The sequence below is a fragment of the Egibacteraceae bacterium genome, assembly GCA_040905805.1.
Classification (GTDB): Bacteria; Actinomycetota; Nitriliruptoria; order Euzebyales; family Egibacteraceae; genus DATLGH01.
Genome location: JBBDQS010000009.1, coordinates 1 through 10,272 on the forward strand (window position 1 = coordinate 1; position 10,272 = coordinate 10,272).

Sequence of the window (10,272 nt, forward strand, 5' to 3'; positions counted from 1 at the left end):
GGTCGCGGACCCGGTCGTGCTCGCCGGTGTCGAAGACCTCGCCGAGTAGCTCGAGCAGCTCGCGGAAGAACACGCCAGCGTCGGCGTCGGCGTCGGACAGGCCCCTACCCCCAGGCAAAGTTCCCTGGGAGCCGCCAGGGACGCGCCAGACGGGAAGCGCGTGGAATCAGCTATCAGCGAGGAACCCCCGATCCGTTGCCTCGGGGACGCCGCGCTGGCCGTGCCAGTCAGCGAGCTACCCGAGGGATCGTCACCGCAGAGGTCAACGGGGTGACGTTTGCGTTCGTCGCTGACCCCGCGCCAGGTGGTTGTGGGTTGGTGAACTCGCGCACGCTGGATGATCGCCTGGGGTCCCCTGGCGATGGTCGACAGGGAGTGGCGGAGCGCCGCCCGGCAACTTGTTTCCGGGTGACGCTCCGCACCGTCCGCGCGGGAGGAGAAATGGGAGCGTTCGCGCAACACCCTGGCAACCCGGGAGAGCCGGCCCGCTATTCCCGTCTCACCGTCGTGACAATCGAGACCGCGAGTGCCACCAAGGCGGCGAGTCCTGCGACAAGCAACGACTCGCCGAGCGCGTCCTCGCCGAACAGCACCGGGCCGCGCAACCACCCGACGGCGTCGAGCGCGCACGCCTACCCGCGCGCCTTCGACGGATCACCCTTCACCATCGAGCTCGCCGGCAGCCGGGCCACGGTCGGGTACGAACCCGGCGAGTCCGCGACGTGGATGTTCGGCGGCAACTCCAACTGGCGGGGACCCGTGTGGTTCCCGCTCAACTCCCTGCTGATCAAATCGCTACGCCGCTTCCACCGCTTCAGCGGGGCGGACCTGACCGTCGAGCTGCCGACCGGCTCGGGCCACCAGGCCGACCTCGCCGGGGTCGCCGACCAGCTGTCTCGGCGTCTCATCGGGCTGTTCTGCGACGACGAGCACGGGCGCCGTCCCGCCTTCGGGACCGCGGAGCGGCTCCAGACCGATCCGACCTGGCACGATCGGCTGCTGTTCTCCGAGTACTTCCACGGCGACACCGGCGCCGGGCTGGGCGCATCGCACCAGACCGACTGGACCGGGCTCGTCGCCGACCTGATCGTGCGCCGTCACGCCGGACCGGCCGCCGACGCCCCCACGGACCCATGACCCAATCCCACGACCCCGAACCGCACGCCATAACCTTCCTGTCGCGTCCAGTCCTCACCAACGTCGTCGCGGAGGTCAGGGGAGGATGTCGAGGATCACGTCGAAGCCGCCTTCTCGGCGTCCGATGCCGAAGAACTCCTTGACCTTGGCCTCGGCGTACCCGAGGGCCTGTGCCAGCTCGATCTTGGGCGGGATGATCAGCTCGTGAGGGTCTACGCAGGCCACCACCACCGACGGTCGTGGCGATCGGAGCGCCGTGCGGAGGGCCTCGTCGAGCTGGTCGGGGGTCCGGGCCGTGTGGCCCTCGGCCCCGAAGGCCTCGGCGATGCGTGCCAGGTCCTGACGGGGGATGCCGGTCTGCTGCTCGGCGAAGCCCTCTGACTCCTCCTCGACCGTGATCAGCCCCAGCTCGCCGTTGTCGAAGACGACCACGGTGATAGGCAGTTCCAGGTCGGCAGCGGTCATGAGGTCGCTGGGCAGCATGGTGAACGACCCGTCGCCGACCAGCGCGACGACCTGCCGGCCCGGGTGGGCCAGTTGCGCCCCGATCGCCGCGGGGATTCCGTAGGCCATGCTGGCCAGGTTCCCCGAGAGGGTGAACTGCTGGCCCTCGCGTGCGGCGAGGTGACGGGCGGTCCACGCGGTGACCGTTCCGGTGTCGCACACGATGATGGCGTCGTCGTGGAGGTAGGCACCGGTGATCGCAGCGACCCGTTCGGGCTTCAACGGCACCGACTCGCTGGTCTCGAACCACCGCATCCACCGACGCCACCGGGCCATGTCCTCCTGCGCTCCCTCGAGGAATGATCGGTCCTGCCGCTGCGGCAGCCGCTCCAGCAGCCCCTCCAGCGCCGGACCCGCGTCAGCGACGACCGGTGCTGCCACCGGGAACCGACGCCCGATCCGGCTCCGCTCACGGTCGATCTGGACAGCGGGCACGTCGTGGCCGGGGTAGAAGTCGGTGTAGGGGAAGTCCGTGCCGACCATCAGCAGCGCATCGCAGTCGCCGACGGCGTTGACCGCCGCGCGGGTTCCCAGGAGCCCGAGCCCCCCGACGGTCAGCGGGTGGTCGTCAGCCAGAAGCGCCTTCGCCTTCAGCGTCTTGATGATCGGGGCGCCCAGCCGCTCGGCCACGGCCACCAGTTGCGGGACGGCGCCCTCACAGCCGATGCCCGCAAGGATCAGCGGCTTCTCGGCAGCAGCCAGCACCTCCACGGCGGCCGCGAGAGCGTCGTCGCTTGGCGCCATGGGACTGGCCGCGGGGACCGGTGCCGGCGTCGGCAGCGGGTCAGCCGCTGCCGTCGCCACATCCGCGGGCAGCGCGAGGTGGGCCACCCCAGGCTCGCTCAGCGCCGCCAGGCAGGCCTGCACCGCAAGCGTCGGCATCTGGCCGGCATCGACGACGGTCTCGGAGAACACCGCGACGCTGGAGAACAGCGCGGACTGGTCGACCTCCTGGTGGGCGTGCGTGCCGATCTTCGCGGTCTCCACCTGACCGGTGACCGCGATGACCGGCGCATGATCCAAGGCCGCGTCCATCAGGCCGTTCAGCAGATGCACCGCACCCGGCCCCGCAGTGCCCACGACCGCCGCGAGCTTGCCGGTCAGCTTGGCCTGGGCGCTGGCCGCGAACGCCCCGGCCTCCTCGTGACGGACGTGCACGAACGTGAGATCGGGATGCCGCCGGATGCCGTCGATGACGGCGTTGATGGCATCACCAGGGATGCCGAAGACCTGGCGGACACCCGCAGCGGCCATCGCATCGAGCAGGACGTCACTGACGGTGGAGGACATAGGCTGTACTTCTCCCTAAATGGCGTGCGCCGAACGTGGTTCGCTCGGTCGCGGTCTGAGCGGTGACTCCAGACTGCGGAGGCTGGCCGCGACCGACTACGTATCGCGTGATGTGCCCGAGAGGATGCGGTACGTCAGGCCGGTGGCGATCCCGAAGACCAGATGGGCCGAGAGGTCCTGCAGGAGCGTGTCGCGGTCATAGGTCCAGATCGGTTCGTAGATGTCCATCGCGCCCAGGGTGGCATGTCCCATGATGAAATCCTGCCGTGTTGTCATGATCGTCACGGACCCCTGTGGTGCCCGTCATGCCCGGTCGTCATGATGATGCCTTGTCGACATGACGCCTTGATGCCTTGATGACCGGCGCCATTGCCCTGGTTAACACCGTCGACGGCGATCTGCATCCATCGCTCCCGACAGATGCGGGGAAGGACGGACGACGTCGAGGGGTTGCCTCGAGCACCTCCGCGACGAAGGAGCTGCCATGTCCGATCACCTGATCACCGTCTCTGGGCATCCCGGCCGCGCTTTCTGCGCCTCGCTGAGCGGCCGATGAGCATCCGCCCCATCGGCGACCACGCCCTGCTGTCGGACTGCAACTCTGCTGCGCTGGTCGCGACCGACGGATCGGTGAGTGGCAGACGTTCCTCAGCTTCGACTCGCCCAGCGTCTTTGCACGGCTGCTCGATGACGAGGGCGGACACTTCCGCGTGGGGGTCGATGCGGCCACCCAGGTCACCCGTCGCTACCCGGTCGAGGTGCCGCTGGTCGGGCATGCCCAGCCGACGTTGACGGCTCTGCGCGACCGGATCGAGTGGCGCGAGGACCGCTCGTTCCTCGAGGAAGCCCAGCAGGACATGCGCCGGTGGCGCCGGTGGATGCGCCACCTGGCGATCCGCGATGGCCAGCACCTCACCCTGTCCGGCAACCTCGCGAGCATGGCGTTCGGTCTGCCCGCCGCGATCGGGGCGCAGCTGGCCTTCCCCGACCGGCAGGTCGTCGCCATGGTCGGGGACGGTTCGTTCACGATGCTTCCCAGCGACCTCATCACGGCGGTCGACCTCGAGCTCCCGATCACCGTTGTCGTCTTCGACAACCGCAAGCTCCGCCTCATCACCGTCGAGGAGGAAGCCGAGGGCTTGGCGGAGCAGCAGACCAGCCTCCCCGCCTGCGACCTGGCCGCCATCGCCGAAGCGTTGGGTGCCGAGGGCATCCGGGTAGAGGACCCGAGCGAACTCGACGTCGCGCTGCGTCAGGCGTTCTCGTCGAGACGTCCGACCGTCGTTGACGTGCTCATCGACCCCGACGAGCTCGCCCCCCCGCGCATCGAACTCGCTCAGGCGCTCGGGTTCGCAACGGCCAAGATCAAGGAGTTCTTCGGCGTCGGACAGCGCGAAGGCGGGTTCGATGCCCTCCTCGCTCCGCTACGCTGACGCGGCCGCCCGATGACTCGGCGCTGCACGAGGCGCCACCAGAACAGGAACAGGAATTATTGATGACCACGCTGCCCGACGATGCCCCCGCACGCTATGGCGACCTCAGGGCCGTCTACATCAACTGCACCCTGAAACCGTCCCCGCAGCCTTCGCACACCCAGACGCTGATGGACCGCTCGATCGCCATCCTCGAACGCGTCGGTGTTGAGGTGGACGTCATCCGCGCCGTCGACCACGTGCTCGCACCGGGCGTGCAGGTGGACATGACCGAGGGCGGCGCCTTCGAGCGCGACGACTGGCCCGGACTCCTCCAACGCGTCCTGGCTGCGGACATGCTCGTCGTTGGCACACCGATCTGGTTGGGCAACCCGTCATCGGTGTGTGCCCAGGTCATCGAGCGGCTCTACGCCTACTCGGGTGAGCTCAACGACCGCGGGCAGTTCGACTTCTACGGCCGGGTCGGCGGCGCGCTCATCACCGGTAACGAGGACGGCGTGAAGCACTGTGCGATGTACCTGCTGTTCGCGCTGCAGCACCTCGGCTACGTCATCCCACCGCAGGTGGATGCGGGCTGGATCGGCCCGGTCGGACCCGGTCCCAGCTACGGCGACGACCCCCAGGAGGAAGGCGACGTGCCTGTGGGGCTTGATTCCGACTTCACGAACCGCAACACGACCATCATGACGTGGAACCTGCTCCACCTCGCACGGCTGCTGAAGGACAACGGCGGCATCCCGGCCTTCGGCAACCAGCCGCCCCGATGGGCCGAGGGTGAGCGCTTCGGCTACCCGCCGCCGAACTGACCGCCGCGCTGTGAGAACTCGACGGCCTTGGCCGGGACGGTCGCCGACCAGAGCAGCTCGAGTGCTGCCTCGACCAAGGGCCGCGGGCGCTTCCGGTCGCCGGTGGGACCAATCGTTGACCGCGTCAGTTGGTGGGTGACGAGCACCCGAGGGCCTGCTCTGTCAGCATGCCGGTGACCTCGAGGACGGCGGTGGCCGCCAGCGCGAGCACCGTTCCTGCCGCCGCCCATCTGTGCGGCCGCCGCTCGGCATCCCCCCGATCGACGACCCGGCGTTGGAGTCGGTCACTGGTCGCCACCGGGGGCGACGAGGAGCCCGTCGCCTACCCGCTGCGCCTGCTCCAAGACGAGCGGGGGATCCACGACGAGGTCGCCGACGGTCCGGCCGTGGTGTGGTGGACGCCGGGCACGGCCAGGCCGAACGCTTCCTCACCTACCTCACGACCGTGGCGAGCACCTTCCACGAATCCAGGCAGCTGCAGATCATGTTCGGCATTCACGGTGAGCGCTACCTCGCCGAACGCACCCTCGAGTGGCTCGACGGCTGGCGGGGCAGCCGTCCGCTGCGGACCGGCAACGGCGCCTGGGCGCAGCGCCAGCTGGACACCTACGGGGAGCTGCTGACCGCCGTCCACCGCCTCCGCGACCAGATCGGCGACCTCGACGACCTCGACCGACGGTTCCTGGTCGGCCTCGCCGACGCCGCCGCAGCCAGCTGGCAGCACACCGACCAGGGCATCTGGGAGACCCGCGGCGAACCGCGCCACTACCTGCACTCAAAGTTCGTGTGCTGGGTGGCGCTGGACCGCACCATCGAGCTCGCGCCGCTGCTCGGCGCCACCGACAGGGTCGCGTCGCGGACGACCACCCGCGCCCAGATCCGCACGGCCATCCTCGCCAGGGCTGGAACGCCCAGGTCGGCGCGTTCACCCAGGTTCTGGGTGGCTGCGAGCTGGACGCCTCCAGCCTGCTTTTCTCCCACGTCGGGTTCCTCCCACCCGACGATCCGCGGATGGTGGCCACGATCGAGGCGACCCAACGCGAGCTCACCGACGCGCACGGTCTGGTGTACCGCTACCGGGGCGAGGACGGGCTCGCCGGCGAGGAGGGCACCTTCCTGCTGTGCAGGGTGTGGCGGTCGCGCCAGCGACCGCCATGGAGGTGCTGACCCGGGGGCGAGCGGGTCGCCTCCGCGGCGGTTGCGGCAGGAGGTCTCAGCGTGCGAGCAGTCGCCGCGCGCGCAGCAGCTCGGCGACCGACCACGCCTGGAACGGACAGCCGGTCGCGTCATGGGGGGCATCCCCATCGGCGGTCTCGGACACCGAGCCGATCCCCCATTCGAGGATGTGGCGCTCGAGCGGTTCCAGGGCGCCGTCCACGGATGTCCCTGTCTTCTGCGCGGCTTCGACGTAGGGCCCGATCAGCCAGGGCCAGACGGTGCCCTGGTGGTAGGCGCCGTCCCGGGTGGGGGGGTCACCGCGGTGACGGCCGATGTAGGCGGGATGGGAGGGGGCGAGACTCCGCAGGCCCAGGGGGGTCAGCAGGTCCCGCTGACAACCCTCGACGACGGTGCGCTCGCGCAGCGGCGCGTGGGGCAGAGACACGGCGAGCAGGGCGTTGGGCCGCACCGATGCGTCGTCTCCCTCCGCGCCGTCGACCACGTCGAACAGGAGACCACCTGTCAGAAATCGTCGCCGGAAGGAGCCGGTGGCCCGTCGGCGGGATCCACGGCGATGCCGTACCGGGTGCCCGCCACGTGCTGTCGATGATCCCGGTGAGCGCACCGAGCAGGTCGGCGCCGAGGTCGTCGTCGCCGGTGACGTCGATGTGCCGTCCGAGCGCGTGCACGAACCACAGCGTGGCGTCGACGGTGTTGTGTGGCCGCCGGTGGCGGCCGGTCGTCGAGGTCGCCCGTCCAGGCAGCGACGTCGGCGTGGTCACCGGGGTGAAGGTCCGCGGTGAACCGGCCGGCGCAGAACAGGTCTTCCATGGCGGGCAGTCCGCGTTCGAGCTCCTCGTCGTGGCGCACCCCGCGGTACCAGTCACCGCCCGCCACGAACCCGGGGCCGTGGACCCGGTAGTGGCGCTCGAACACGAACCCGCCCGCTACCGGTTCGACGTCCGGGGCGCCGGTGCCGAACCGTTCCCCGTGAGCGCTGCGCCAGGTGCACAGCGCCTCGAGCTCCAGGCGCACCGGGTGCGAACCCGCAACGAGGCGGTGGTGGACGGCGACGGCGGGCCGACCACGGACCATGGCGGCCTCACGGTCGATGACGATGTCCCCGACCTGCCAGCGCCAGCGGGGCACGCCGTCGTCGAGGGTGAACGTCGCGAGGAGGGTGAACCCGTCGGGCGCCAGCGTGCCGTCGGACCACCGGTGGGTGCCCAGCCCCACGCGGGTGTCGCCGATGACCAGGACCGGGTCGAGCGCGACCAGGGCGAGGTGCCGGCCGGCTGGCGGAGCCGTCGCGACGACGAGCAGCCCGTGGTACCGGCGCGTCCGCAGCCCCGCGACTGTGCCCATCGCGTAGCCGCCGAGCCCGTCGGCGACGAGCCACTCGCGCCGGCTCCCCTGCGCCAGGCTTGTGCAGGTCTGGGGGCCGAGAGCGATGCTCGTCACGACGCGCCCGCCTCGTTGTCATCTGTCGCCGCGTACCGCTGGACGATCAGGTCGGCGACGAGCCCTGTCCAGCCGGTCTGCCCGCGTCGTAATCGCTGCTGCCCGAGATGGCCCGCTCGAAGATGGTCGGGTTCGACGTCACCCCCGTGACCGCGTAGTCCCGGACATACTCGCCCAAGCGACCGCTGTCGAGCAGCGCGCGTCGGATGTTGTCATACCAGATGCTCTGGCCGAGGTCGTGCAGCTGCTGCAACGGTGCGTCCATGTACGGTCCCACCTTCTGTGACATCACGTCATCGGGACAACCCGCACCATGGTGTGTGCCTTCCATCCGCGTGCGGCCGCAATGCCGGCCTCCGCGAGGCTATCCCAGTCGCGGGCTATCCCAGGTCGCGGACTGGCGCACGCGCCCGACGCTGCGCGGGCGGCGGATGCCGGCTTGTCGTGACCGCCGCTGAGCGTCACCCGGTGAGCGTCAGGCGTGGTCACCGGCGTCGGCGATCCGTACAAGGGGGGTTCACACCGAACGGGTCGGGGCCGGGCGCACCCGCGGCTTCCAGGATGTGGCCGGGGACACGATGTCTCCCAGGTACAGGGTGCCCACCGCCTCGGAGTGGGCCCGCAGCGCGTGCTTGCCCGCGGCCAGCGTGACCGTCGCGGTGCCCGGCAGCGCGTCCACCACGAGACGGCATGCGCGTCGGGCCTCGGCGGGACCGTGGTGACCGGCGTTGTCCATCGTCGGTACCACCGAACCCCCGGGCTGTCGACCATGAGCCGGTCGACCATACGCATCTGCTCCACGGTCATCCGCGCCACGGCTTCCGGGGGACGTACCGGCACCGACAGGGCGTTCACGGTGCGTCGAGCGACCCACGAAAGACGGTGGCCCGCAAGCCTGCCGCCAGCGTGTCGTCCCGACCGAGAATCGGTCCGCGAGACGAGGATTGCTCTGCACCCGCTGTCCTGCCGTTGTCGACCGGCTCCGGATCGCCGGTTTGGTCGCCGACAGAAGCCGCTGCCCTGGCTCGGCTCAGTCGCTTGCTGGGCGGTGGACGCCGCCGGCGGCGGCGTTGACGCCTTCGGCGAGGGTGGGGTGGATGTGGATGGCGTTGCGGATGTCGGTGTAGGTGGCGCCGGTGGCCATGGCGATGACGGCCTCGTGGACGAGGTTGCCGGCGTCGGGCCCGGCGATGTGGCAGCCCAGGATGCGGTCGGTGGCGGCGTCGGCGACGAACTTGATCAGCCCGGTGGTCTCGCCGATGGCGCGGGCCTTGGCCACCCCGGCGAAGGGCTGGCTGCCCACGGCGACGTCGTGGCCGGCGGCGCGGGCCTTGGCTTCGGTCAGCCCGACCGCGGCGACCTCGGGATCACAGAACACCGCATGGGGCACGATCCGCCCGCCGATCGAGCGGTCCTGGTCGCGGAAGACGCTGCGGTAGGCGACGTCGGCGTCGTCGCGGGCGGTGTGGGTGAACATGTCTTGGCCGCGCAGGTCCCCCAGCGCCCAGACGTCCTCGAGCGGGGTGTGCAGCCGGTCGTCGACCGGCAGGTAGCCGCCCTCGTCGGGGTCGAGGCCGAGGTGGTCGAGGCCGAGGTGGTCGAGGCCGAGCCGGTCGGTGTTGGGCGCGCGCCCGGCGGCGATGAGCAGGTGGCTGCCGGTCACCTCGGCGGGCTCGCCGCCCTCACAGGACACCCGGACGCCACCGTCGTCGGTGGGCTCGACAGCCACGCAGGCCGTGGCGAGCAGGACATCGATGCCGTCGGCGCGGAAGCCGTCGAGCACGGCGGCGGACAGGTCGGGTCCCTCGGCGGGCAGCAGCCGTTCGGCGCGCTGCACGATCGTGACGCGGGCGCCGAAGCGGGCGAACATCTGCGCGAACTCACAGCCGATGAACCCCCCACCGACGACGACGAGGTGGGCGGGCAACGCTCGCAGGTCGAGCATGCTGCGCGAGGTCAGGTAGGACACGGCGTCGAGCCCGTCGATGGGCGGGCGCGCGTCGCGGGTGCCGGTGTTCAAAAATATCCGGTCGGCCTCGATGGTCTCGCCGTCGACGGCGAACCGGCGGCCGGCGACGAAGCGGCCCTCGCCCTCGAAGAAATCGAGCGTGCCGGCCTTGCCGACCGCCCTGTAGGAGCCCGAGCGGATGTCATCGACCAGGGCGTCCTTGCGGTCGACCACCTCGCCAAGGTGCACCCGCGGGACGCTGGTCTCGACGCCGAAGTCGCGGGCGCGGCGCACCTGCGCGGCGACCTTGGCCGAGGCGATCATGGCCTTGGTGGGGATGCAGCCACGGTTCAGGCACGTGCCCCCGAGCAGCTCACGCTCGACGAACGCGGTCGTGCCGTGACGGGCCGCCCGCAACGCCATGGGCAGCCCGGCCATGCCGCCGCCGACCACCAGGGTGTCGTAGCGTCGGGTCATCACCGCTCCTCCCGGTCGAAGCTCTCGTTGGTCGTGTTGGCGTCCTCGTGGCCGGCGC

At 70.5% G+C, this 10,272-nt stretch carries 13 protein-coding genes; 4 read left to right on the forward strand and 9 right to left on the reverse strand.

Annotation, left to right across the window (positions count from 1 at the left end; all coding sequences use genetic code 11):
* Positions 1-507 precede the first annotated feature (507 nt).
* Entirely contained in the window at positions 508-1,137 is a 630-nt protein-coding gene (locus WD250_01810; GenBank protein ID MEX2618930.1) for a hypothetical protein, read from the forward strand.
* Between the two features lie 75 nt (positions 1,138-1,212).
* Here the strand turns inward: WD250_01810 and WD250_01815 are convergent, their stop codons facing one another.
* Both WD250_01815 and WD250_01820 read right to left on the reverse strand, forming a co-directional pair.
* The gene (locus WD250_01815) at positions 1,213-2,931 is read right to left on the reverse strand and encodes a thiamine pyrophosphate-dependent enzyme (protein ID MEX2618931.1); all 1,719 of its coding nucleotides are present in this window, start codon (positions 2,929-2,931) and stop codon (positions 1,213-1,215) included.
* 96 nt (positions 2,932-3,027) lie between these two features.
* On the reverse strand, positions 3,028-3,183 hold the full coding sequence (locus WD250_01820; GenBank protein ID MEX2618932.1) for a hypothetical protein: 156 nt from the start codon (positions 3,181-3,183) through the stop codon (positions 3,028-3,030).
* Between the two features lie 458 nt (positions 3,184-3,641).
* On the opposite strand from WD250_01820, the gene WD250_01825 reads away from it, so the two are divergent.
* The gene (locus WD250_01825; GenBank protein ID MEX2618933.1) at positions 3,642-4,364 is read left to right on the forward strand and encodes a thiamine pyrophosphate-dependent enzyme; all 723 of its coding nucleotides are present in this window, start codon (positions 3,642-3,644) and stop codon (positions 4,362-4,364) included.
* Between the two features lie 62 nt (positions 4,365-4,426).
* Positions 4,427-5,170, forward strand: coding sequence for a flavodoxin family protein (locus WD250_01830; GenBank protein MEX2618934.1), 744 nt, complete (start codon positions 4,427-4,429; stop codon positions 5,168-5,170).
* Between the two features lie 322 nt (positions 5,171-5,492).
* Here the strand turns inward: WD250_01830 and WD250_01835 are convergent, their stop codons facing one another.
* Positions 5,493-5,945: a hypothetical protein gene (locus tag WD250_01835; protein MEX2618935.1), complete on the reverse strand. Its 453-nt coding sequence runs from the start codon at positions 5,943-5,945 to the stop codon at positions 5,493-5,495.
* Positions 5,936-6,151, reverse strand: a complete 216-nt coding sequence (locus tag WD250_01840; GenBank protein ID MEX2618936.1) for a hypothetical protein — start codon at positions 6,149-6,151, stop codon at positions 5,936-5,938. The genes WD250_01835 and WD250_01840 overlap by 10 nt, the downstream gene beginning before the upstream one ends.
* Here WD250_01840 and WD250_01845 point away from each other — a divergent pair.
* Positions 6,137-6,337, forward strand: a complete 201-nt coding sequence (locus WD250_01845) for a hypothetical protein (GenBank protein ID MEX2618937.1) — start codon at positions 6,137-6,139, stop codon at positions 6,335-6,337. The two genes, WD250_01840 and WD250_01845, sit on opposite strands and share 15 nt — an antisense overlap.
* Positions 6,338-6,383: 46 nt before the next feature.
* Here the strand turns inward: WD250_01845 and WD250_01850 are convergent, their stop codons facing one another.
* From WD250_01850 to WD250_01870, 5 genes are all read right to left on the reverse strand, one after another.
* Positions 6,384-6,953: an amylo-alpha-1,6-glucosidase gene (locus tag WD250_01850; GenBank protein MEX2618938.1), complete on the reverse strand. Its 570-nt coding sequence runs from the start codon at positions 6,951-6,953 to the stop codon at positions 6,384-6,386.
* Positions 6,851-7,789 carry a glycogen debranching enzyme N-terminal domain-containing protein gene (locus WD250_01855; GenBank protein MEX2618939.1) on the reverse strand — a complete coding sequence of 313 codons (939 nt, stop codon included), beginning with the start codon at positions 7,787-7,789 and terminating at the stop codon, positions 6,851-6,853. Before WD250_01855 ends, WD250_01850 begins: the two co-directional genes overlap by 103 nt.
* Positions 7,790-7,835: 46 nt before the next feature.
* Positions 7,836-8,054, reverse strand: coding sequence for a transaldolase family protein (locus tag WD250_01860; GenBank protein ID MEX2618940.1), 219 nt, complete (start codon positions 8,052-8,054; stop codon positions 7,836-7,838).
* 252 nt (positions 8,055-8,306) lie between these two features.
* Complete coding sequence (locus tag WD250_01865; GenBank protein ID MEX2618941.1) at positions 8,307-8,525, reverse strand: hypothetical protein; 219 nt, start codon at positions 8,523-8,525, stop codon at positions 8,307-8,309.
* Between the two features lie 294 nt (positions 8,526-8,819).
* Complete coding sequence (locus WD250_01870; protein MEX2618942.1) at positions 8,820-10,214, reverse strand: mercuric reductase; 1,395 nt, start codon at positions 10,212-10,214, stop codon at positions 8,820-8,822.
* Between the last annotated feature and the right edge of the window lie 58 nt (positions 10,215-10,272).

Bases quoted from the DNA above. Each gene is read 5' to 3' on its own strand.
- WD250_01870 (MEX2618942.1), bottom strand. From the start codon at position 10,214: ATGACCCGACGCTACGACACCCTGGTGGTCGGCGGCGGCATGGCCGGG.
- WD250_01865 (MEX2618941.1), bottom strand. From the start codon at position 8,525: ATGGACAACGCCGGTCACCACGGTCCCGCCGAGGCCCGACGCGCATGC.
- WD250_01830 (MEX2618934.1), top strand. From the start codon at position 4,427: ATGACCACGCTGCCCGACGATGCCCCCGCACGCTATGGCGACCTCAGG.
- WD250_01820 (MEX2618932.1), bottom strand. From the start codon at position 3,183: ATGGGACATGCCACCCTGGGCGCGATGGACATCTACGAACCGATCTGG.
- WD250_01815 (MEX2618931.1), bottom strand. From the start codon at position 2,931: ATGTCCTCCACCGTCAGTGACGTCCTGCTCGATGCGATGGCCGCTGCG.
- WD250_01860 (MEX2618940.1), bottom strand. From the start codon at position 8,054: ATGGACGCACCGTTGCAGCAGCTGCACGACCTCGGCCAGAGCATCTGG.